Origin of the sequence: Psychrobacter sp. AOP7-C1-14, assembly GCF_052376135.1 — a bacterium.
GTDB lineage: Bacteria > Pseudomonadota > Gammaproteobacteria > Pseudomonadales > Moraxellaceae > Psychrobacter.
In genome coordinates this window covers 553868-576533 of the sequence record NZ_JBQSVH010000001.1, presented here as the reverse complement: position 1 = coordinate 576533, position 22666 = coordinate 553868, and the positions used below count along the sequence as shown (strand labels likewise).

Genomic DNA, 22666 nt, shown 5'->3' with positions numbered 1-22666 from the left:
TTTTTAAGTATTTATAAATACAAAGCTTACTTATGATGAAAATGGAGAAACCATTTGTCTACGGTTCAGGCCACGGCATAATAGACGATTTGTGGTAATCTATGGGATATACCATGGTTTGCTGCAATCTATCTAATAACTGCAGTAACATGATAAAAATTATAAAATAAAATCAGTGACAAGCGGTTATCTATCACTAATCAAACGCTTGTCTAAAAAATTATAATAGGAAAATAAAAATGCAAGATACTGATTCACATTTATCCAATTCTGACAACATATCTAAAAAGAAAGAAGCAATCACCGATCAGCAAGTGCTTATCGCAGGTGGTGGCCATGTTGGTTTGTCTTTTGCATTGCTATTGGCTCACCACGGTATAGCAAGTACCTTATTAGAAAAAAACAGCTATCCAACCATCAGTCCAACGGATGACAGTACGCGTAGTCATTATTTAGACAGTCGCAATACCGCACTATCACGGCGTACGGTACAGATATACCAAGAGATTGGACTGTGGGATGACTTACAAAGCCATGCTTGCCGTATCGACACCGTACAGATTAGTGAACAAGGTAGTTTTGGGCGCGCGCAGCTGAATAAAGCAGAAGAGCGCGTTGAGTCATTTGGGCAAGTCGTCGAAAACGCTTGGCTGGGGCGAAAGCTTTTATTAGCCGCGCAGCAAGAACCATTAATTACCTTAATAGATAATGCCAATGTGACGACGGTCCAACAGCAGGCCGATAGCGTGACGCTTAGCTTTAATTACAATGACGACGCGGAAAACGATCAGCAGCTACAAGCTAGCGTATTAGTCGCTTGTGATGGGCGCGACTCTACAGTACGCCAACTGCTAGATATCAGTACAACTACGTATGATTATCAGCAAACGGCTATCGTCGGGGTGGTAGAGACAGATACGCCACATGAGCATGCAGCGATTGAGCGCTTTAGTCCAGCTGGCCCGCTTGCCGTGCTACCACTGACTGACCCAGAGGGTGATGGCAATAATGAATATCAAAACGGCTATAGACGCTCGGTCGTCTGGGTCTGTCCAACAGGTGAAGAAACTAGATATTTAGAAGACGACGCTCATTTCTTGCAGACGTTACAGCAAGCGTTTGGACAACGTGCTGGCAAGTTTGTCGCTGCTGGTCGCCGCGGCGCGTATCCATTGACCCGTGTACTAGCGGATAAGCAAGTAGAAGGGCGCTGCGTCATTATGGGTAATGCCGCTCACACTTTACATCCTGTCGCTGGTCAAGGCTTTAACCTTTGTATGCGCGATGCACATGTATTGGCACAAATGCTAAATACACAGGTACTCAAAGGCGCAGATATCGGTGATGCACAGCTATTAAAGCGTTATGAAAAAGCGCGTCAAACTGATCAGAAGCGAGTGATTCGATTCTGTGATGCGGTAGTACATGGTTTTACCCATCCTAATCCAGCGATTAAGCTGGCGCGAAATATGGCGCTGTTGGCCTTTGATAAGTTGCCAAATATTAAACCACTAGTCGCCACTTATGCGATGGGTCTAAAATCATAGCGCTATAGTTAATCCTCTTTAAAAGAATGACAGCGTTAACCTCGCTTGAAGTATTGCCTATACATCGGCACTCGGTTGCCTTGTCTCTCTTTTAAACTGAGTCAACTATATGTAATTAAGATTGATAATAATTATTCTAATATTGAGCTATATTGAGAGACACCTTATGAAAAACACCCATACGTTGATTATCGGTAGTGGTATCGTTGGGGCGACACTTGCTCTAAAGTTGGCGCAAGATAAAATGCCAGTGACGTTGATTGATGCCCGTCCTGCGCGTGATGAATCAGCTTGGCAAAACGTACTTAGCAAACGTGATGCACGTGTCTATGCCCTCAGTATGGCCAGCATTAATTTGCTCAAAGATGTTGGTGCCTGGCAACATATTGCTACATCCAATCGCAAAGCAGACTACTCACAAATGCAGGTATGGCAGCTAAATGGTATGGGTGAGTTATTGTTTGGCGAAAGTGAAGATATTGGCGGCGAGGATAATAGTAGCAAAAATCATGCACCTACATTATTAGGTAGTATGGTAGAGCCAGCTGTCATCGAGCACGCACTGTGGCAGCGTTTACATGAAGATGATGTCAGTGACTATCTAACACTTATCGCTGGTCATAAAGTTGTCAATATGGATTGGCTGGGGGCGCAGCAAGGCTACCGTGTGACTTTAGACAGTGGCGAAGTGATTGATACGCGTCTACTGGTTGGCGCTGATGGGCGCGGCTCATTTGTACGTCAGCAAGCAGGAATTGGAGTAGATACGTTAGACTATAGTCAAACTGCCATCTGCTGTGCGATTCAGACCGAGAAGCCGCATCAGGCAACTGCACGACAAGCCATGCTACCGACGGGTACACTAGCACTATTGCCATTAGCAGATATAACCGATGCTGATCAAGAAAACCCGCAGCATTGGCAGTCTATTGTATGGACATTGCCACGTAATCAAGCATTGGCGTTGATAGAGGAAGAAGATCGCTTTATCGCTGATAAGTTAGCAGCTGCTAGCAATTACGAGCTGGGCGCGATTAATCAGATTGAGTCTATCGCTAGTTTTCCATTATCGGCACAGCAAGCGAAAAGCTATGTGGCTAACAACTTAGTGCTCATCGGTGACGCTGCTCATGGCGTCCATCCACTGGCGGGTCAAGGGCTGAACCTTGGTATGCTAGATGTGAAGGTGCTATATGAGCAGCTGATGCATGATTTTGTCCGTAGTGGCGGTACGCTTTGGGGCAACAATCAAACGCTACGTCATTATGAGCGTTCGCGCCGCCCGCATAATAGCATGATGATGCATAGCTTTTCTGCGCTTAACTGGTTGTTTGCAGGGTCGCTTGCTCAAATGCGTCCTGTGCAGCAGATACGTAATGAAGGTATGTACCGAGTCAGTAAAATCAAGCCTTTGATGCGTTTGTTTGCTAAGCAGGCGAGTGGGGTTTAGGGAGTATAGACAGCTACCCAAGCGCCGAGAAGAACACCATCAATACTGGCGAGACGATATTGATTAAGAAGCCAAAGCTAATCGCTAGTGGCACGACTTTTAGACCACCTGACTGCTGGATGATAGGCAAGGTAAAGTCTAAACTGGTCGCGCCACCGAGCCCAACCGCAGCGGAAGGATATTTACGCATAAATACCGGAATAAAAATTAACGCAAAAAACTCACGTACTAAGTCATTAAATAACGCGACACTGCCCCAAACCGCGCCATAAGCATCCGTCATGACAATCGCTGAGAGCGAGTACCAACCAAACCCTGACGATAGTGCCAAGCCTTTAGTCCACGATACGTCCGTAAATAGTAGCGCGAAAATAAGCCCGCCTGCCAATACCGCTAGCGTAAAGATGATACTCATTTCTACGCCGCGTTTATTGAGCAGCACCTCTTTTAACGTGATGCCCGAACCTTTTAAGCCTATACCGACCAGTAAAATCAAAATCATCAGCATGACGGTCATAGAGTTTTCAGGCGGCATATAATCAGCAGGCAAGAAATAGCCAATCACCATCCCAATCACCACACAAACTACTTGTGCTAAGCTACCTCGAATGCTCACCTGATGTTCTTTAGATTTTACACTTGGTTTTTTGGCATGCCATGGTCGAAAATGGTCAAACACCATGAGCGAAAATAATCCTGTGCCAATTGTCAGTATTGATAGGACAGTGACATATAGCGCAATTTCACCAACCTGACTGCCTAAGCCTTCTACCTGAGACAGCTCAATCCCGATCAACGCTAGGATGATAAATACTAAATATGACAAACCTTTGTCCGCCAGTTTTGTCATAGTAGGGTTAGAAGGAATGGCAAAGCCAATAAACATTGGCATTAATACTAGAACAAGGGTGACTAGGCTTTGCATGATGAAGGACTCGCAGCGTTTTTTATAAGGCTTTTTTAAGAAGCTGAAGATTGTACCATATAAGGTTAGCAATACTGATATGAGACACTGAGATTCATTGTAAATCATTGGTCGTTGTTGACTAAAGTAGGAAAAATTGAACGATTACAATGATGACAGTAAATACCTTTTTTAAACTATTTGAACGTTTTTGAGCATTCTGTAATTCTTTACCTTATAAACTTTTGTTGCTACATTAAAGTACTGAAAATATTTGGCTAGACTCATGTCGCTATATCAGCTTAAAACTCAGTTTCAAAATCAACTACGTCCGATAAGCAATACGTTGGTTGAGCAAAATGTTACCGCTAATCAAGTGACGGTATCCGCTGTTTTATTGAGCGTCAGCACTGCCTATATAATTGCTAAGCCAGCAGCTGAACAGCAGAGGCTATGGCTGCTATTACCTTCATCGTTGTTTGTACGGATGGCACTCAATGCCATCGACGGCATGATGGCGCGTGAACATGGACAGGCATCAACGCTGGGCGCAGTGCTCAATGAAATGGGTGATATTGTGGCTGATACGGCTCTCATTGCCAGTTTGGCTCCTCATGTTACTCAGCATGACTTACAAAAGAATTCTGAACGACAGACTGGCACGAGGAAGTCACTAACCACTCAGCGGCATATTAGTAGCATGGTGGCATTGAGTGCTGGTACCGAACTGCTCGGTATCGCTAGCAATACGATACTAGGGGTTAGGGCGAACCAAGGGCCTTTGGGCAAAAGTGACCGCGCGTTGGTGCTGGGTGTGCTTGGTGCTTTTATGGGGAGTAAGCTGCCGTTATCACTCTCTCATTTTAAAATCACTCCGCTATTCGTATTGACCGAAGCACTCCTACTCAAAACGTGCTTAAATCGTATACGCTATATGGCCAACCTATATTTGATGCATCAGCCGCCAACACTTCGATCAGTAACGCGTGAGTCGAAAAACAACTCACTATCTATCAATACCGCTTCATTTCGTGATACTGCTTTATCCCTGAATACTGATTTATCAAATAATTCTACTGACAACGCTTACCCATTGGAGCTCAAAGAAATGCCAACCACTCCGGTTAATAATCAAAAAATAAAAGAACAGGCCAGTGTTAATTTTGAGCAACCTTCACCCACAGCTATAAATGGTGAAATCATAAATGGTGAAAGTTGCTACAACGCTTATGATGGCACGGCTATTTATTATCGCTATTGGCTCACAATGCCATTAGTAGATATGCAAAAATCAACGATTAAGAAAGCCGCTCAGCCATTACGCCAAGTGATTTTATTACATCGTGGCCATGAGCATTCGGGCCGACTAGCCGAACTAGGACAGCAGTTTGCAGCAGCAGGCTATCAAGTGTTTGCGTGGGATGCGCGCGGCAACGGTCGCTCAGGCGGTATCAAAGACCATGCCGAGAGCGTCACTGAACTAGAGAGAGATTTAGACGGATTTGTGCAACTGGTCATCGGGAAAACTGGCATTGCTATCGAGGACACCTTAATCGTCGCCAGTAGTATCGGTGCGGTACTGGCGGCAGCATGGGTGCATGATTATGCGCCCAATATTCGCGGTATGATACTCGGCACGCCTGCGCTAAGCATTCGCTTATACATGCCCTTTGCGATACCGTCACTAAAGGTAGCACGTACGCTGGGTCTGATGTCACGTGTCAGCAGTTATGTCAAAGCACAAGTTCTGACCCATGATAAAGACGCGCAGCAAGCCTACAATGCGGATCCATTGATATCGAACAGTATTTCGACTGACTTATTGATTGATACTCATGCCACAGGTCAGCGTTTGCTTGATGATGCAGGGGCTATCACTGTGCCGACGTTCGTACTGTGCGCAGGTAAGGATTATGTGGTCGACAAGCAGGCTGAGCGCGCATTTTATGAAGCGATAAACACACCGACCAAACGCTGGCAACTATACCCAGACAGTTATCACGCAATCTTTCACGAAACCAATAAGGCAGATGTGTTTGCCGACTGTATAGATTTTGCTGAGCAGGTGTTTGCCGCGCCAGTACAAGCGCCTGATTTGAGTACCGCACATTTGGATAGCGCCAGTAAAGACAAGGTAGACCGCTTAGCGATTAAGCCATTCAATCCGAGCTTTGCTATTACTCGTTTTGCGATGCAGAAGTTCGGTCATGTCAGCGACGCGATTGCTACAGGGCTTGAACATGGGTTTGATTCGGGTCACTCGCTTGATCATGTTTATTATAATCAGCCAAGCGGTCAAAATAAATTTGGACATGCAGTTGATAAGTTTTATTTAAACAATATCGGTTGGCAAGGTATTCGTATACGCCGCGCGCATATATTGGAGCTGGCACGTTTAGCGCTCGCAGATATTAACGACAAAAACCAAAATACTACCAAACCATATCAACCAAAACTACTCGATATAGCCAGTGGTCATGGTTTTTATGCGTTTGACTTATTGACCGAGTTTACCGATTTGCATGCGGAGCTACGAGATTATGAGATGCATAATATTCAAGCACTGCAAGCGAAAGCCTCTAATTTAGCCATTACTGATCGAGTCACTGCCTGTCAAAAGGATGCGTTTGACGCAGCCAGTTATCAACAAGTAGAGAAGACGAGCAGTAGTAAGGTCGATAAAGGTTTTGATGTTGCCATCAGCTCAGGCGTGTTTGAACTGTTTTCTGATAATACGCTACCAGCGACGGCATTGGCAGGTATTTATGACAGCTTAAAAGCAAATGGTTATCTGATTTATACCAACCAACCGTGGCACCCTGAGCAGGAGTTTATCAGTAAAACCTTAAACAACCATCGTGGTAGCAGTTGGGTAATGCGTTGTCGCTCACAAGCGGAAATGGATCAACTGGTTGAGCGCGCTGGTTTCAAAAAGGTTGCTATGCGTATCGATCGTTTTGGTATCTTTACTGTGTCATTAGCGATCAAAACCCCGCCAGCTGATGATGAGTAATAGATGAATAGTCAGCAGGTTAAACCTTACGAGCGTGTGCAGCTATTTTCTGGAGGTGGCTCACGTTTTGGCTATTATTTGGGTAGTTATGCGGCATTGGTCGAGCATGATTTGGCACCAGATATTATCGTGGGTACTTGTGGTGGCAGTTTGTCTGCCTACTTGGTACAGCTTGCACCTGATCCTAAGGACTTGCAGGCGCTGATGTGTAGCCGTGAGCTGTATTCAGTTATCAAAGCGATTCGCCATGTTACTCCTGATGAGGCGAACAGGCGTGCAAAAATGCGCTATATAACGCATGCGCTCAAACGTTTGGGTTTGTCCTTATCACATCAATCGTCCAAAGCTCAGCGGCATCGGCAAGCAGATAGCTATGCGCGACTGTTAGATGAGCTGCAACAATTGGCGATGTTTCGTATTGATAATGAGGGGCAATGGCTTGATGAGCTGACTGGTGTCTCTACCAATAGGCATAATATCAATAGACATAACTCCTTTAACGCGAATGACACAACGCCAGAGATAGCCATTATCGCGAGTCGCCTGTATTCAGCACCTGCGGATAGCGATTTATTGAATGATAACTTGGCTAATAATAACTTGGCTAATAGTAGCTGGACTGATACGTCAGCCAGTAATCACCATGTAAAGCTGCAAGAATTGTTGTTTGCGCCACCGCTTTTGGCAGAATATCTATCAGACCTGCCTACCGAGCGCATGACATCACCGACGCATAGCTTTGCCAATGAACGGATACATCCCCCTGTTAAGCTCCTGACCCAATGGGATATTCAATCAGTGGTTCGCGCCTCTATGGCAGATATGTATTATTTACCGCCCACCCATATCACAGAGCTTGGCTGGTGCTTGGGCGGTGTGATTAACCTCACACCTATTGAGTTGGCCTGTCAGTTAGCGAAAACGGTATTTGCAGAGACCAAGGATGGTTATGATGCATGGCTTGCTGCCCCTGCCATTAAACGGGTTTTTGGTTTTGACCCAAATGCGCGGTTGGCCGCAGTACATAGTTATCAATCGAAAGCTGCATTGTCCAAATCCACATCATCAAAATCCGCACCGCCTCATTGGCTACCATTTGCCGATAATGCCCAGCAGTTGACGGGGAAAAATGTGCAAAAGCGGTTTAATCTACAGCAAATGACCGTCGAGCTGATACACGCTGATTATGATGGCTTTGTGCAGCAAATGCAGGCGCAATGGCAGTATGGTCATCAGCGTACGGTCGATTACATACAGCAGCATAAATTATGACAACTCATGCAGAAGATACCGCTAAAAACCGTGCGCCGCATATTATTGTTATAGGTGGTACAAGTGGGGTGGGTTTGGCACTGGCTGTGCATCATTTACAGCTTGGCTGGCAGGTGAGCGTGGTTGGGCGGCGCATGGCAAAGATAGAACATATCAATAGCCAGTATCCGACTATTCAGACCTATACCTGTGAGTTGACTGATGATACTCAAATAAAAAATTTACTAGAGAGATTATCGAGCATACGCTTTGACAGACTGATTTATAGTGCGGGCAGCTATACCAATGAGCGTACGCATCAGTTGAATCAAGCAGACAGTGATAAGATGTTAGCGATTAATCTGCAAGCGTTTGAGCAGGTATTTAGCTGGGCCAGCACTCAGTTAAAGCAGCAAAGCCAGTCGCTCGATGTCATTAAGAATAATATTACTAGTAGCAATGCCACTCATAATGGTGCCACTAATAATCTTAAGCCAAGCCTTATTTGTTTGGCATCCATTGCGGGTACGCTGGATTATCCTTATGCCAGCCTTTATGCCAAAAGTAAACGCGCGATGATAGCGACGGCCAGCGTTTATCGATTGGCGCTTGACCCTTATGAGATTCAAGTGACCTGCATTGCTTCAGGTTATATCGATACTCAAGCGCTGCGTGATTTAAACGACGGTGATGCCAGCCACAAGCCATTTATTATGAGTACGCAAACAGCGGTAACAAATATTATGAAAGCGATTGACGATGATGTTGAGTTGGCCGTGTTTCCAAAATCGATGCGCTACATTACTCGCACACTAAATCACTTACCTAAGCCATTACTCAACTGGATATTACGCAATAAACTGGATAAAGCCAGATAGCATGTCTATCAATATTTTGACTAGGTCTAACCAAATAACCAATACAGTAGGGTAAATAACGGCACCCCAATTAGTAAGCTATCCATCCGATCTAATACGCCACCATGTCCAGCCAGCATCGTGCCAGTATCTTTTACCCCATGTTGGCGTTTAAATGCTGATTCTAATAAATCCCCCGCAATACCGCTCACTGCTAAGCTGTAGGCTGCTAGTAAGCAAACCCACCAGCTAAAAGGCGTGAGCAATAATCCTAGAAACGAAGCCAATATAGCCGCAACTAAACTGCCAAAGACAGCACCTTCAATGCTTTTATTCGGGCTAATAGTCGGTGCTAGACCTCGTTTAAACAGCTTACGCCCAAGCAGTCGCCCACATAGATATTGGGCAATATCGTTGAACTGACTGGCAAATAATACGAAGAGTAAAACACCATATTGTTCGCGTTGCCAAGTCAATTGCTGTAAGGCGACAAGGCTAATGATGAGTGAGATGAAGGCAACACTCAGTAGCAGGTCTAAGGAGTTGAGCCGCGTATAGTGTTGAGTCAGATTGAGAGAGGTTTTCGCTAGCAGGGGAGTACTTGGCTGTAAACCTTGTGCTTGGAGTTTATGAATGAGCACGGCTTTACTGCGTAAACACCATAGACGTTTAATCTCGTAGCTGCCGCGTAGACCAATTAATATAAAAAATAAAATGAGCAGCCATTGATAGGCATATACTTGCAAATGAGAACCTTGCGTATCGTTCGTTATTTTTGCAATCACATAGCAAGTGCAGAGCGCGGCTAACATCAACCACCACGAGCGGGCTATCAGGTAGATTTTTGGCAAACGTTTGCGTAGACGAGGTACGGCAAGTACACTCCAAGCCAAGCTGACGATTATCATCAGGGCAATCACAAACACAATATCAGAAGCCATACCGTGGACACTCAAGAAAGAGATAATATTTTAAGCCTATCCATAATGATAGCTTAAATGCCTCTTTAACTATAGTGTTAGATATCGCCCTTGATGGGTTTGGTTATTATCTGTCGTAGGCTTAAATATGGTCAGTAACAGGTATCGGATAACGCTCGTCTTCTATAATGTGAGAAAAGGAGTTAAGCGTAGTTTTTCTTAATGGCAAAATGATACTGGTCAAAGGCGTTTCAGCTAAGTTAGGATAATCCTCACGATAATGCCCACCGCGACTCTCAAAGCGTTGATAAGCCGATTGGACAATCATCGTTGCTAACGCTAATTGCCTCACCAATTGAAAAATGGCAAGCTCACTGTCAGTAGTAGGGGCTTTACTACTCATATCAGATAGCATGATTTCAGTATGTTCGATTGACTCCTGCCACTGCTCAATTTGTCGCAATGCTTGCTCTAATTGTTTGGCACTACGTGTGATGCCCATATTGGCTGTCAAAAGAGCTTTCAATGCTATAGTTATCTCTGCAATATCTACGTCAGAATGAAATGCTTTAGCAGCCTTATAAGTTGGGAGTGTTGACTGCTTAGAAGAGGGCAAGATAACAAATTGCGTGTTTTCTAGTGTCGGATATTGCCAAATGTCGGCAGCTAACTGATGCAGTTTATAATAGGCAGTATGTGGCTGCGGTATTTTTTCTAAAGCTTCAGCCGTTTTCTCTAAAGCTTCTAAGTTCTTTAAGCGGTCCAATTTCTTTAAGTAACGAGGCAAGTTGGCTGCGATGTTACGACCAACCACCACACACTCCAACAATGAATTACTTGCTAAGCGATTGGCTCCATGTAGCCCTGTATAAGCAACTTCGCCTTCTGCATACAGCCCTGCAATATCGGTCAATCCATTGGCATCAGTCACCACTCCGCCACAACTATAGTGGGCAGTCGGAGCGACCGGAATAGGGTCTGTGGTCATATCGACGCCGAGTGCTAGCAGCGTCTGATAAATCTGCGGGAAATGCGCTTGTATAAATGCAGCTGGCAAGTGACTGACATCAAGATGCACGTAGCCAAGTCCGTTACTACTAATCTGATTGGCTATTGTCCGAGCGACAATATCGCGTGGCGCTAATTCAGCGCGCTCATCAACGTCTAGCATAAAGCGCACACCAGTCTGCGGACAATACAGTCGTCCACCTTCACCGCGTAACGCTTCAGATATCAAAAAACTGCTGTCACCTAATGCTAAGCCCGTTGGGTGAAATTGAATAAATTCTAAATTTGCCAAACGACAGCCTGCTTGCCATGCCATTATAACGCCATCACCGACGCAGACATTAGGCGCGCTGGCACGTTTAAATAATTGACCTAAGCCACCACTAGCGAGTACGACAGCTGAACTATGAATAGTGAGTTGACGCTCGTTGATATGATCAAAGACCAGCGCCCCTTGGCAATGTTTAATCTTGCTATCGTTCGTGCTAAAAGAAGAGTTACCAATCATAGGTGAAGTCAGTAACTCTAATGCTTCATGATAAGGCAAGATAATGATATTGACCGCAGTCTGTGCTTTGGTAGTTAAGGCATCCATCACGTGCTGACCCGTTGCATCTTCAGCGTGAGCGACTCGTCTACAGCCATGCCCACCTTCTTTGGTTAGATGTAGGTCACTGGTTGTTAAGCCATTAGTCCGCTGTACTTTATTTGCTGCTGTCGCATGTTGTTGTAGGGTCGGCGTAAAGGGAACGCCTTGCTCACATAACCATTGAACCGCTTGCTGTCCTGCACTAAGAATATCGGCCGTATTATCGGCGTCACATAATCCTGCGCCAGCGATGAGCGTATCGCTAATATGGTCGGCAACTGAGTCAGTGTCATCCAAACTGGCTGCAATACCGCCCTGCGCATAATGGCTTGAGCAAATTTCCAGGGCTGCTTTGCTCAGTACCATGATGCTCAGTGATTTTGGTAGTGATAGTGCAGTACTTAAACCAGCCAGTCCTGCACCAATAATCAGGACATCTGTCTGCCTGATATTATCCGCACCCTCTCTCATACTAGGCTGCCCCAACGTTAGCGAACAGCGCACGGTCGGCAACAATATCTCCACTCGCTGTGACACGTTGTTTTTGTGCTTCGGCAAAATCAAGCATACGTTGTAATGGTTTTCTAGCAGCTGTAGCCAACTCGGGCGTCATCAATACTTCACCACTACGCTGCGTTAAGCACTGTTCAATACCTTTTAGACCATTCATTGCCATCCAAGGGCAAAACGCACAGCTCTTACAGTTTGCACTCTCACCAGCAGTAGGTGCGGCCAAAAAGCGCTTGTTTGGTGAGCGTTTTTGCATCTCGTGCAAGATACCCAAGTCAGTTGCGACAATAAAGGTATCGGCATCCATCTCATACGTTGATTGCAAAAGCTTGCTAGTCGAGCCGACCACATCGGCTAGTTCAACCACGCTATCAGGTGACTCTGGATGTACCAATACTTTAGCCTCTGGATGTTCCTCTTTTAGTTGCATCAATTCAGTGGCTTTGAATTCATTATGTACTAAACAAGAACCCTGCCAGAGCAGCATATCGGCGCCAGTCTCACGAGCGATGTATTTACCTAGATGACGGTCAGGGCCCCAAATGATAGGTTCGCCTTGGGCCTGTAAGTGGCGGACAATATCGATACCGACAGATGAGGTAACCACCCAATCAGCTTTCGCTTTTACCGCGGCGCTAGTATTGGCGTAGACGACTACGGTACGCTCAGGGTGAGCGTCACAAAATGCTGAAAATTCGTTAGCAGGGCAGCCCAAGTCAAGCGAGCATTCTGCTTCCAAATCTGGCATGAGTACGGTCTTTTCCATGCTTAATATCTTTGCTGATTCACCCATGAAGCGTACACCAGCGACTACCAACGTCTGTGCGCTATGAGCTTGTCCAAAACGTGCCATCTCAAGAGAGTCGCCTACACAGCCACCCGTTGCCAATGCCAAGTCTTGGATAAAAGGATCGACATAATAATGTGCGACCAGTACGGCATTATTCTCCTTCAATAGCTTTTTGATATTTTCTTCGACCACGATGCGTTCAGCGCGGGGCAAGTCTGCTGGCATTTTAGCCTTGGCATATTCAATGTTCATCTGAGTGGCGATGGGATTGTCCGCACTCATGATAGGTGCGTCGTAAGGATATTTTTTCATAATGGCAGCCTTTGTTGGTGCAATAACGATAAATGAGTGCACTAAAAAACAGGTAATTGACATAATAAATTTATAAGTTATGTTAATTATGTTCATTTTGAGTATAATTACAAGTGGTTTTTCATACTTAAAAAGTCAGAAGGTTAAATTTTAGTGCTCAAAGTGACGTGTAGTTAAGTCATATCAGGCTTAAGAATGGTGCTAATTCATGCTCCTTGTAACTATTTATCGATATTGATTTTTCATACTTACAACCACAGACTATGATAGTTTTAGATTCAAGTTATAATAAGCAGTACCACAGCTATTGACCCCGATAGCTATTTGTAGTTCAGAGAAAAAGGATAATCCCCAAAGCCATGACGTTGTCTTATTCACATGCGCACCAGCAAGGTAGCGGCACGACAGAAGTGGTCGCTGTATTGGTCGCTATCACCGATCATATCGCGCGCGTTCTAACCGTTGACCAAGGCAAGCTGTTGCCAAATGGGCCACTTATGCCGCTACATCGTTCGCTGCAAGCGGGCGTACGTCAGTGGGTAGAAGAGCAGACGCAGCAACCGCTGGGATATTTGGAGCAGTTATATACCTTTGTGGATACCAATAGGCGCAATATCGATGGCCATGCATTGGTGTATGTGAGTTATTTGGGTTTGGTGCAAGAGACGCAAACGCAGGCGCTCCAAAGCAAAGCACTATGGCGAGACTGGTATGACTACTTCCCGTGGGAAAATCATCTGAACGGTATGCCCAGTATTATTATGGACTTTGTCGTGCCAGCACTACTCGAATGGGCTAATACTGCCACCGACTTAATCGTTCAACAGCGCAGGCGTCAGCGCATTGGCTTGTGTTGGGGGCTGGACGAAGCGTTTTTGGCAGGTGATAAATCGACAGGTAGTCAATCAGTCAAGGAACACGATAACGAAAGTAGAGAGTGGATTGCAGAGCATGTGTTACTGCGCTATGAGATGCTGTATGAAGCAGGTCTGATACCCGAAGCCCCTAATTATCCACCTAACTATCAAGCCGCTGACTTGCCAGAGGACTGGTCGCAACGTATAGGTGTACCCATGTATTACGATCACCGTCGCGTGATTGCTACTGCTATCTCAAGACTGCGCGCGAAGATTGAATATAGGCCGCTTATTTTTGGGTTGATGCCAGACGTGTTTACCTTATCGCAGTTGCAGCAGAGTGTTGAGGCGCTATCAGGCGTGCGCTTGCACAAGCAAAACTTTCGTCGATTGCTCGATTCACAAAATCTAGTGATGGAGACAGGTGAGAGTAGCAGTGCTCAACGCGGTCGTCCTGCCAAGTTATATCGCTTCCGCCATGATATTGAGCTACAGAGTTTATTGATGGATAGTAAGCTTCCTAAGCGAAAGTAACTAAGAACTAGTAACTAAACATAAGTGATTAAGCAAAATTAATTAGTTGCAAATAACGATGAGCGAGCGTCCAATAATATCTCATACTCGAAATTTGCTAGCAAAATAAGAAATATGTCACCTTACCTTGCAGGGCTGATAACTTTACGTTATATTTATGCTCATTTTGAGTTTAAATAACAAGCAGTTTCTATCAACATTATGCCTACATAAGGGTCAAAAATGACAACTGAAAAAGAGCCAGCATTGGATGACGTATTGCTCAAGCCATTGGTTGAGAATGCACTGACTGAAGATTTGGGTAGGCGTGGTGATGTAACGTCGCAAGCCACTATTCCAGCTGATATGCAAGCGCAGTTACAAATCAAGGCGCGGCAAGCAGGCGTGGTATGTGGTATCGATTTGGCACGGTTGTCTTTTGCTTTGGTCGATGCACAAATTGAGTTTATTGCCCAAGTACGGGATGGCGAAACGGTAGAGGCTGGAGCAGTGCTAGCTACTGTAAAAGGTAACGCACGTCACTTATTGACGGCAGAACGCACAGCACTGAACTTTATGACGCATCTCAGTGGTATTGCGACAGCGACCCGTCAAATTGTCGATAGTGTGGCGCAATATCCTGCGCAAATTACTTGTACGCGTAAGACTATTCCAGGCTTACGTATTGTACAAAAGTACGCCGTACGCTGCGGCGGCGGACGCAATCATCGCTTGGGGTTGGATGATGCGATTTTAATTAAAGACAACCACATTGCTATTGCTGGTGACATCAAAACGGCCATTCAACAAGCACAGAAATTTGCTGGGCATCTGATTCCTATTGAAGTTGAAGTCGATACGCTAGAGCAATTAGAGCAGGCATTGGACGCAGGTGTGAGTTTAGTGCTATTAGACAATATGTCCCCTGAAACATTGTCGCAAGCGGTTGCTATGTGTCAGGGTCGAGCAAAGACTGAAGCCTCAGGTGGTATTACGCCCGAAACAGTACAAGCAGCGGCAAATACAGGGGTTGATTTTATCGCGATGGGCTATTTGACGCACAGTACGACAGCCTTGGATATTGGGCTAGATTTTAGTGCATAAGTACAGAGATGATAAAGGCTAATAGTACTACAGCGCTCGATTTTATCGGAAGGATTATCACCAAGTTAATAAAGCGGTAGTATAAAATGACAGCTTGTACTAACAACCTGTTAAAGGCTTTTTCTACGCTGAAGGTCTACTAAGATGATATATAGGCATAACGGCGCAAAGTTAATGATTTTATTAGCTTATCTGCCTATGTTACAATATAAGCTATAATGCTATTTTCAATCAGATATTGTTTAGTCCGATATTGGGTCATCGTTGCACTCGCACGATGACCTTATCTTTTTGCACAAGCAGTATCAATAAACAAGCGAGCGCTCAGTGAATACTGAAATCATTAAGATAATCTTAGCCTTTTTGGTATTGATTAATCCCTTTAGCGCCTTGACGTTATTTTTGGATTTGACCCGCGGTTATTCAATGAATAATCGACGCAAGGTTGCGCGTGTTGCCTGTTTGACGATTTTTATCACTATCAGCTTTTTTACTGTGGCAGGTGAGGTGTTACTAAACGCGCTCGGTATTTCAATTGGTTCGTTTCAGCTGGCTGGTGGCATCCTAGTATTTCTAATTGCCCTTAATATGATGAATGGTGATGGCAATCCAGTTAAGCCCGATCAAGAAAATTTCGATGTCGATCACGTACAAGATTCGCCAGTTTCGATGGCAGCTGCTGTGGTTCCTTTGGCTATTCCAATGATGATTGGACCTGGTGGTATCTCCACAGTTATTATTTATTCTTCTCAAGTTTCTGGTGTTTTGCAGGTATCTGCTATATTGATAGCTGGATTATTTATCAGCTTATTTTGTTATTTAGCATTAATGGCGGCAGGTCGTATTAGCCGCTTATTAGGTGATACTGGCTTGAACATCATGAGCCGAATCATGGGTATGCTATTGGCAGCCGTTTCTATCGAAATTATTGTAGGTGCGATACGCACTTTATTTCCTAGTGTGGTATAACAGATTTTCTGTTCTAGGCCTCAATTCTCTGTTGCTTATGCCGCTATTTTGTTGTTAAAGCACATCAGCATAGTTTTGGAGTCGCTGGTCATTAAGATAAAGCTATTATCCTAACTTGTACTTATATTTGATTATTCATTATTTGAATTCTATACACGCTATAGTGTCTATATAAAAAAACCAAGTACATTTAGATGTATTTGGTTTTTTTATGAGTTGTACATAACGGCTATGTTTGCAAATGTTTAGCACGGCCTAACTTCTATATAAATGCCAAGCTAAGTACAGCATCAATATGCCTACTAGAGCATCCAGTATGTTCCATGCCTTAGGCTTTGCAAATAAAGGCCTGAGTAATCGCGCACCATATCCAAGCGCAAAGAAGAAAAAGAACGAAGCGCTAACTGCACCAGCGGCAAACGTCAATCTACTGCTTGCACCCGTAGAGACCATACCGACGAGTACCAATGTATCTAGGTATACGTGCGGGTTTAACCAAGTAAAACCAAAGCATAGTAGTAAGGCTTTTTTTAAGCTACTCACGACTTGCCCCTCGACAGTCATTGCATGTGATTTTCTAACGCTGGCATATAGGCTCTGCAAGCCGTAAACTAGCAAAAATAGTGCGCCTGCCAGTCTGGCTATGTCGACCACATGCGGATAGCGAGCTGTTACAGCACCAAAACCAGCGACGCCCGCCGAAATTAGTATCGCATCGCTCACCGCACAAAACAGGCAGATAAAAAAGATATGTTCACGTTTGATGCCTTGTTTGAGTACAAAGGCATTTTGGGAGCCAATCGCTAAGATAAGTGAGAGGCCGAGTAGGAAGCCAGCAATATAATCGGGAGCATTCATAATACGGTGCTTAACGGTTGGAGTGTAGAAATGTTGACATTTTGATTACTGGCAGGCCAGAAAAAACCTGTTAAGATACGCTATTGAACGAATGTATGCAATATGCGCACAATGTGAGTGTAATAGACGAGGGGCAGAGCAAGTCATGGTAGTCAGTTTGACAAGAATGCTACAGTCATTTGGGCAAGCTCAAGATGACCTACCATCATTGGCAGTAAAGAATGCTCAAGAGATGAGCGTCGATCATGAACAGGATGCTAGTAATGATGGCAATCCTACAACTCACGGGCGTTCTACACTGACGCCACCTGAACGTGTAAACCGCATATGCGATGCGTTGGCACAAGTGAGTGACAGCCAATCATCCACGCCTTTGACCGATCGCTATCTGAGTAATCATGCTCAAATGCGCCCAACCAATAGACCGCCTTTTGACCCAGATACTTTGTGGTATCTCAAACATGGACGTTGTCCGATTATGACTGAGCTTGTTGATGTGGTCGATGAGGCCACCCTAAACGCTATGCCTATCGAAGCTGTTGCGATATTAGACCGTATCAACGGTAAGCTAAAGCGCTATCGTGAGTGGAGTAGTGAGCTGAACGAGCAGCAACAGCAGCAACATAATGAGCGTCAGTTCGTCATCGATAAATTAGTCTCCGAAAGTATTCCTGAAGCATTGCATCATTATGAGCAGCTACAACGTTTTAGTCCGCATCGTACCAAAAATAATATGGTGCAGGGTAAGATGACTGCTGGTGATATGCTGACAGATTTGTTTTTAGAGATTGATTATGAGCTTGATGAATTACTAGACGAGTTGCATCAAACGGTTCTGAACCGCCTTGCCTCTACCCATCGCTATGTTAAAAGCCGTACGCAAAGTTAATACCTTTTTTAATAGCACTTTTTTTGTACATTCGAAAAGGTTAAGTGTTATCAAAAGATACAATCGACCCGGTGCATAACAATATAGGGCTTTAATAGAGCCTTATTTTTTTGTTTAATAATAACCATAAGAAGTTTGCCAAGAGATTTTGACAAGTAACAAGGACAATATAATGACCCAAATGACTGCGATGTTCGTAATGTTTGTTTTGTATGGGCTGTTGCCAGCGGCTGGGTTATATCTAGGATATCGTGGCATTAAAAAAGTCACAGCACCCAAAATGCTCGAATATAAGGCGATGCCGCAATTGGGTTATATACCCGAAAAAAGCCTGCCCGTCGAAGTAAAGACGGCTCTTGAGCAAATTAATACAAAGGGTGAAAAGCTGCGTGTCATGTATGGCGATACCAATAATGATGGCAAGATTGATGATAAAGATACCGTCAATGAAACTTATATTATGATTCAAAACTTGATGGATAGGCACGTACCGCTTGCTGTGGCTGATTATCGCCGCTTGCATGATTTAGATGATTCGCTTGCTGACACTACCAAAATCAAACATTCTAATGTCACTGGTAAAGAAGCTTTGTTAGATGTGCTTGAAACGATTAACACACAGTTCGATGACCTGCTCAACGCATCCTACCATCAAGATGGTCAAAAGCTACTCGCAACCAATCGCTATCTCCAAAAACGCTTTGATAATCCTGCTACTAATACAGGTATTCAAAAGCCAGATAGCAATACTAGCAGTGATGTAAATATCCAAGCGATTGAAAGCCCGACTGGTAAAAAAATGAGCGCTGAAGACATTAAGCTATAAATATAAAGTTGAATAGTAAAAGGATAAAGAGTAATCGTATATGAGTATTTTAATAGGCGTTGGCATTGTAACGACCGTCACCACCTTTTATCTAGGTAGAAAGGGCTGGCAGGCTTTTCATAAAGCTGTCGGTATCTCACCTGGTGTGCTCACTTATCATGATTATGAGGCGCCCTTATCATTAGCTGCATTAAGTTGGCAGCAGTTAACGTTAAATAGACAGCACTTAAGAAGTTTATCAGAGCAGCAACTGCGTCAATTAAAACGTATTGATGAAAAAATGAATAGTTATCACGCTTATCAAACAGCCCTGTACAGTCAACACAAGACACCGGCTATAACAGAAGCGCAGTTTGTGTTGAATAAAATGTTGCAAACACGGCTACCTGAAATGCTAGCCACCCATTACCAATTAACGAATACAAGCAGTGTGAGTAGTAAGAAGAGGCTGGAAGGTAATGAGTTATTGCAGAGTGTTTTAGACAACATCGAACAGCGTTTGGATAGACTACTGGCCCAAATGGACGAGGAGCAGCTACAAGAGCTGCGAGTCATGAAGCGCTATATTAATAGTCACGATAGCTGAGCCGTTATATCTATACTGAGTAACTGTGACCTCTGTAAAACAGACATAAAAAAGCGGCCAATGACTATTCATCATTGACCGCTTTTTTATGTTTATCCCAAATCTATTTAAGACTTGGAACAATATTAAACCAACTTAACTAGCGCTTATTATTGCGATCACGGGTGTTACGTGTACCACGGCTGGCAGGGCTAGCGCTACTTTTAGGCTTAGCACTGCTATTGCGGTTATCACTACGAGTATCAGTGCGACGCGCTTTGAGCGGTTTGTTTCTGATACGTTCTTGTTTTTCTTTGGCTGCACCATGTAAACCTGTGCCATAACGTGGGCGCAAGCTGACTAAGTCCGTCAACGTATTGATTTCTTTTTTATCAAGCTCTAAGAAACGACCAGTACGTAGCTCTTTTGGTAGAACAATCGTGCCATAGCGTGTACGCAGTAGGCGACTAACCTTTAGACCTTGAGACTCAAACAAACGACGTACTTCGCGATTACGGCCTTCTTTTAGCTGGACATGGTACCACTTGTTGACACCTTCGCCGCCGCCTTCTTTGATGTCTTCGAATTTTGCGACACCATCTTCTAACATGACACCAGCAGTCAATGTACGTGCGATATCAGGCGTCACTTCGCCCAATACACGTACCGCATATTCACGAGTCACTTCACTAGATGGATGCATCAAGCGATGTGCCATTTCACCATCATTGGTAAATAACAATAAGCCAGTTGAGTTAATATCCAAACGTCCAACCATTACCCAGCGGTCATGAGTCAGTTTTGGCAAACGCTCAAAGACAGTTGGGCGGCCTTCTGGATCTTTAACTGAGCAAACTTCGCCTTCAGGCTTATAGTAAGCAATAACACGGCGACGCTTCTCATTTTCAGAAGTGTATTTGATTTGACGGCCATCAACGCGAATCTCATCACCTTGCGAAACACGATCACCGATGGTCGCAGGGCCATTATTAACCGTTACGCGGCCAGATTTGATGACTTCTTCCATTTGACGACGTGAACCAAGTCCCATACGGGCAAGTGCTTTCTGTAATTTTTCATCTTTCATAATCATAACCTTGAGTCGGTGGGTTTACATTTCTCAATGTAAAAAAATTGGATTGGCTATTCTACGCTATTTTAACAAATTTAGCACGTAAACCAATACCTTACTACTTAATGACGTAGTCACTCATAAATACGTAATATCGTTTAATTCACTTATTATAAAAATTTATCAGCGTGCATGCTTTATCTTACGCTAGGATTTTGTAACGTACACAGGTACAATATTACTCTTAGTCAAATATTGACGAAGCAAAGGACAGGCATGCAAAGTATTTGCGCGCGCTGTCTTTATTTTTTATATCGTACCCTCTATTGGAGTTACTATGTCTACTGCCCAAGAATCCGCCACCGTTTTGGACGGCAAAGCACTTGCTAAACAGATAGAACAGGATCTGCGCACGCGCGTAGATACGATTAAGGATAAGACTGGCCGCACCCCAAGTTTAGCGACGATATTGGTTGGTGACGATCCTGCCTCTGCGACTTATGTCCGTATGAAAGGCAACGCCTGTAAGCGTGTTGGTATGGACTCTATACGTGTTGAGATGCCGAGTGTCACGACCACTGAGCAACTTATGGCAAAGATAGATGAGTTGAACAGCAATCCAGATGTGCACGGTATTTTGCTACAGCATCCTGTTCCTGAGCATATCGATGAGCGTGCTTGCTTTGAGCAGATTGACCTAGCAAAAGATGTTGATGGCGTAACTTGTCTTGGTTTTGGTCGTATGGCGATGCAGCAATCAGCTTATGGCTCATGTACACCGCAGGGCATTATGCATCTATTAGAGCATCATAATATCGAGCTATCGGGTAAAGAAGCAGTAGTCGTAGGGCGCAGTGCTATTTTAGGTAAACCAATGGCGATGATGCTATTGAATGCTAACTGTACGGTGACTATTTGCCATTCAAGAACTCAAGATTTGGCGGCACACATTAAGCGTGCAGATATTGTAGTTGGTGCGGTGGGCGTACCTGAGCTAATTAAAGCGGAATGGGTCAAATCAGGAACCGTCGTCGTTGATGCAGGATTCCATCCGACAGATGATGGCGGTGTTGGTGATATCGAAATGAAAGGTATGGAAAATATTGCCAGTGCTTATACGCCAGTACCAGGCGGCGTTGGCCCAATGACTATTAACACGCTTATTCGCCAAACCGTCGATGCCGCTGAAAAATCAGCGGGTTTGAACAACGGCTAAAAAGATAGTCATACGAATACTGATTGCCGATATATAAGGGGGCCTGAGGTAACATAGACTCAGGCTAAATCAACCACATTTCAGTTGATAGGACCTAAACATGGCTAAAAAAAACGTAGGTGTTCATGAGCGACTACAAGGTATTGGTAGAGGGTTTGTTGATGTCTGTCATTACGTTATTTTATTTCTAATCAGTGTGGTTGTCGTTTGGACCGCAGGAAAAGAGTTCGTTGGTATTATCCAAAAAGGCTCAGCGGATCTAAAAGACATATTGATGTTATTTATTTACCTTGAACTACTGGCTATGATAGGTATTTATTTTAAAACCCACCGTTTGCCAGTACAATTTCTGATATTTATTGCTATCACTGCCTTGTCACGCCATTTGGTGGTTGATGTACAAGCAGTTTCAGACTATTTTCATTTATGGCTGCTAGCGACAATTTCTGTGGCTATTATGCTATTGAGTGGTGCTATCGTAGTGCTCACTTGGACGGCAAAAACGTTTGGTCGTCCAGAGGATAATCTGGATAAACAGCATGCAAACCTAACGGTTAAAGCACTATTGCCTGATAATGCTCAGTCGCCCGATAGCCATACCAAGCATCGCCGCGAATAATTACTGTGAACAATTAGATAGCAGCAT

The 22666-nt window shown here is 44.3% G+C and carries 19 protein-coding genes; 13 read left to right on the top strand and 6 right to left on the bottom strand.

Annotated features, from left to right (window positions below; genetic code table 11):
* Positions 1 to 239 precede the first annotated feature (239 nt).
* A complete protein-coding gene (locus ACT3QN_RS02520) occupies positions 240 to 1547 on the top strand; it encodes a UbiH/UbiF/VisC/COQ6 family ubiquinone biosynthesis hydroxylase (RefSeq protein ID WP_444523343.1) in 1308 nt (435 codons plus the stop codon).
* Positions 1548 to 1713: 166 nt separating this feature from the next.
* Positions 1714 to 2997: an FAD-dependent monooxygenase gene (locus ACT3QN_RS02515; protein WP_444523342.1), complete on the top strand. Its 1284-nt coding sequence runs from the start codon at positions 1714 to 1716 to the stop codon at positions 2995 to 2997.
* Positions 2998 to 3010: 13 nt separating this feature from the next.
* Here the strand turns inward: ACT3QN_RS02515 and ACT3QN_RS02510 are convergent, their stop codons facing one another.
* Positions 3011 to 3922 (bottom strand): lysine exporter LysO family protein, encoded by a 912-nt coding sequence (locus tag ACT3QN_RS02510; RefSeq protein WP_444523341.1) that lies wholly within the window; start codon positions 3920 to 3922, stop codon positions 3011 to 3013.
* A gap of 265 nt (positions 3923 to 4187) precedes the next feature.
* Between ACT3QN_RS02510 and ACT3QN_RS02505 the strand changes: the two genes are divergently transcribed.
* From ACT3QN_RS02505 to ACT3QN_RS02495, 3 genes are read left to right on the top strand one after another with little or no spacing between them, the layout of a single operon-like run.
* A complete protein-coding gene (locus ACT3QN_RS02505; RefSeq protein WP_444523340.1) occupies positions 4188 to 6914 on the top strand; it encodes an alpha/beta fold hydrolase in 2727 nt (908 codons plus the stop codon).
* 3 nt (positions 6915 to 6917) lie between these two features.
* Entirely contained in the window at positions 6918 to 8186 is a 1269-nt protein-coding gene (locus ACT3QN_RS02500) for a patatin-like phospholipase family protein (RefSeq protein WP_444523339.1), read from the top strand.
* Positions 8183 to 9043 (top strand): SDR family NAD(P)-dependent oxidoreductase, encoded by an 861-nt coding sequence (locus ACT3QN_RS02495; RefSeq protein WP_444523338.1) that lies wholly within the window; start codon positions 8183 to 8185, stop codon positions 9041 to 9043. The genes ACT3QN_RS02500 and ACT3QN_RS02495 overlap by 4 nt, the downstream gene beginning before the upstream one ends.
* 26 nt (positions 9044 to 9069) lie before the next feature.
* Here ACT3QN_RS02495 and ACT3QN_RS02490 read toward each other — a convergent pair whose 3' ends face one another.
* The 3 genes from ACT3QN_RS02490 to nadA form a co-directional block, all read right to left on the bottom strand.
* Positions 9070 to 9963: a phosphatidate cytidylyltransferase gene (locus ACT3QN_RS02490; RefSeq protein WP_444521605.1), complete on the bottom strand. Its 894-nt coding sequence runs from the start codon at positions 9961 to 9963 to the stop codon at positions 9070 to 9072.
* 121 nt (positions 9964 to 10084) lie between these two features.
* Positions 10085 to 12010 (bottom strand): L-aspartate oxidase, encoded by a 1926-nt coding sequence (nadB, locus tag ACT3QN_RS02485; RefSeq protein WP_444523337.1) that lies wholly within the window; start codon positions 12008 to 12010, stop codon positions 10085 to 10087.
* A 1-nt stretch (position 12011) separates the two neighbouring features.
* A complete protein-coding gene (gene nadA, locus ACT3QN_RS02480; RefSeq protein WP_444523336.1) occupies positions 12012 to 13151 on the bottom strand; it encodes a quinolinate synthase NadA in 1140 nt (379 codons plus the stop codon).
* A gap of 359 nt (positions 13152 to 13510) precedes the next feature.
* On the opposite strand from nadA, the gene ACT3QN_RS02475 reads away from it, so the two are divergent.
* From ACT3QN_RS02475 to ACT3QN_RS02465, 3 genes are all read left to right on the top strand, one after another.
* Positions 13511 to 14542, top strand: a complete 1032-nt coding sequence (locus ACT3QN_RS02475) for an NUDIX hydrolase (RefSeq protein ID WP_444521602.1) — start codon at positions 13511 to 13513, stop codon at positions 14540 to 14542.
* Positions 14543 to 14764: 222 nt separating this feature from the next.
* Positions 14765 to 15625: a carboxylating nicotinate-nucleotide diphosphorylase gene (gene nadC / locus ACT3QN_RS02470; protein WP_444523335.1), complete on the top strand. Its 861-nt coding sequence runs from the start codon at positions 14765 to 14767 to the stop codon at positions 15623 to 15625.
* A 327-nt stretch (positions 15626 to 15952) separates the two neighbouring features.
* Positions 15953 to 16594, top strand: coding sequence for a MarC family protein (locus tag ACT3QN_RS02465; protein ID WP_444521600.1), 642 nt, complete (start codon positions 15953 to 15955; stop codon positions 16592 to 16594).
* A 255-nt stretch (positions 16595 to 16849) separates the two neighbouring features.
* Here the strand turns inward: ACT3QN_RS02465 and ACT3QN_RS02460 are convergent, their stop codons facing one another.
* Entirely contained in the window at positions 16850 to 17452 is a 603-nt protein-coding gene (locus ACT3QN_RS02460; RefSeq protein WP_444521599.1) for a LysE/ArgO family amino acid transporter, read from the bottom strand.
* Positions 17453 to 17597: 145 nt separating this feature from the next.
* Between ACT3QN_RS02460 and ACT3QN_RS02455 the strand changes: the two genes are divergently transcribed.
* The 3 genes from ACT3QN_RS02455 (at position 17598) to ACT3QN_RS02445 (ending at position 19753) form a co-directional block, all read left to right on the top strand.
* Positions 17598 to 18341 carry a hypothetical protein gene (locus ACT3QN_RS02455; protein ID WP_444523334.1) on the top strand — a complete coding sequence of 248 codons (744 nt, stop codon included), beginning with the start codon at positions 17598 to 17600 and terminating at the stop codon, positions 18339 to 18341.
* A gap of 172 nt (positions 18342 to 18513) precedes the next feature.
* A complete protein-coding gene (locus ACT3QN_RS02450; RefSeq protein ID WP_444528804.1) occupies positions 18514 to 19167 on the top strand; it encodes a hypothetical protein in 654 nt (217 codons plus the stop codon).
* Between the two features lie 40 nt (positions 19168 to 19207).
* The gene (locus ACT3QN_RS02445) at positions 19208 to 19753 is read left to right on the top strand and encodes a hypothetical protein (RefSeq protein WP_444522388.1); all 546 of its coding nucleotides are present in this window, start codon (positions 19208 to 19210) and stop codon (positions 19751 to 19753) included.
* 139 nt (positions 19754 to 19892) lie between these two features.
* On the opposite strand, the gene rluB is transcribed toward ACT3QN_RS02445, so the two are convergent.
* Positions 19893 to 20819 carry a 23S rRNA pseudouridine(2605) synthase RluB gene (rluB, locus tag ACT3QN_RS02440; RefSeq protein WP_444522387.1) on the bottom strand — a complete coding sequence of 309 codons (927 nt, stop codon included), beginning with the start codon at positions 20817 to 20819 and terminating at the stop codon, positions 19893 to 19895.
* A 322-nt stretch (positions 20820 to 21141) separates the two neighbouring features.
* Here rluB and folD point away from each other — a divergent pair, with 322 nt between their 5' ends.
* Both folD and ACT3QN_RS02430 read left to right on the top strand, forming a co-directional pair.
* A complete protein-coding gene (gene folD, locus ACT3QN_RS02435; protein ID WP_444522386.1) occupies positions 21142 to 22020 on the top strand; it encodes a bifunctional methylenetetrahydrofolate dehydrogenase/methenyltetrahydrofolate cyclohydrolase FolD in 879 nt (292 codons plus the stop codon).
* A 100-nt stretch (positions 22021 to 22120) separates the two neighbouring features.
* Complete coding sequence (locus ACT3QN_RS02430) at positions 22121 to 22639, top strand: phosphate-starvation-inducible protein PsiE (RefSeq protein WP_444519378.1); 519 nt, start codon at positions 22121 to 22123, stop codon at positions 22637 to 22639.
* Positions 22640 to 22666 lie beyond the last annotated feature (27 nt).

What these genes read in the sequence shown, in the direction of transcription:
- ACT3QN_RS02520 (WP_444523343.1), top strand. Translation starts at nt 240, where the DNA reads ATGCAAGATACTGATTCACATTTATCCAATTCTGACAACATATCTAAA.
- ACT3QN_RS02515 (WP_444523342.1), top strand. Translation starts at nt 1,714, where the DNA reads ATGAAAAACACCCATACGTTGATTATCGGTAGTGGTATCGTTGGGGCG.
- ACT3QN_RS02510 (WP_444523341.1), bottom strand. Translation starts at nt 3,922, where the DNA reads ATGCAAAGCCTAGTCACCCTTGTTCTAGTATTAATGCCAATGTTTATT.
- ACT3QN_RS02505 (WP_444523340.1), top strand. Translation starts at nt 4,188, where the DNA reads ATGTCGCTATATCAGCTTAAAACTCAGTTTCAAAATCAACTACGTCCG.
- ACT3QN_RS02500 (WP_444523339.1), top strand. Translation starts at nt 6,918, where the DNA reads ATGAATAGTCAGCAGGTTAAACCTTACGAGCGTGTGCAGCTATTTTCT.
- ACT3QN_RS02495 (WP_444523338.1), top strand. Translation starts at nt 8,183, where the DNA reads ATGACAACTCATGCAGAAGATACCGCTAAAAACCGTGCGCCGCATATT.
- ACT3QN_RS02490 (WP_444521605.1), bottom strand. Translation starts at nt 9,963, where the DNA reads ATGGCTTCTGATATTGTGTTTGTGATTGCCCTGATGATAATCGTCAGC.
- nadB (WP_444523337.1), bottom strand. Translation starts at nt 12,010, where the DNA reads ATGAGAGAGGGTGCGGATAATATCAGGCAGACAGATGTCCTGATTATT.
- nadA (WP_444523336.1), bottom strand. Translation starts at nt 13,151, where the DNA reads ATGAAAAAATATCCTTACGACGCACCTATCATGAGTGCGGACAATCCC.
- ACT3QN_RS02475 (WP_444521602.1), top strand. Translation starts at nt 13,511, where the DNA reads ATGACGTTGTCTTATTCACATGCGCACCAGCAAGGTAGCGGCACGACA.
- nadC (WP_444523335.1), top strand. Translation starts at nt 14,765, where the DNA reads ATGACAACTGAAAAAGAGCCAGCATTGGATGACGTATTGCTCAAGCCA.
- ACT3QN_RS02460 (WP_444521599.1), bottom strand. Translation starts at nt 17,452, where the DNA reads ATGAATGCTCCCGATTATATTGCTGGCTTCCTACTCGGCCTCTCACTT.
- ACT3QN_RS02455 (WP_444523334.1), top strand. Translation starts at nt 17,598, where the DNA reads ATGGTAGTCAGTTTGACAAGAATGCTACAGTCATTTGGGCAAGCTCAA.
- ACT3QN_RS02450 (WP_444528804.1), top strand. Translation starts at nt 18,514, where the DNA reads ATGACCCAAATGACTGCGATGTTCGTAATGTTTGTTTTGTATGGGCTG.
- ACT3QN_RS02445 (WP_444522388.1), top strand. Translation starts at nt 19,208, where the DNA reads ATGAGTATTTTAATAGGCGTTGGCATTGTAACGACCGTCACCACCTTT.
- rluB (WP_444522387.1), bottom strand. Translation starts at nt 20,819, where the DNA reads ATGAAAGATGAAAAATTACAGAAAGCACTTGCCCGTATGGGACTTGGT.
- folD (WP_444522386.1), top strand. Translation starts at nt 21,142, where the DNA reads ATGTCTACTGCCCAAGAATCCGCCACCGTTTTGGACGGCAAAGCACTT.
- ACT3QN_RS02430 (WP_444519378.1), top strand. Translation starts at nt 22,121, where the DNA reads ATGGCTAAAAAAAACGTAGGTGTTCATGAGCGACTACAAGGTATTGGT.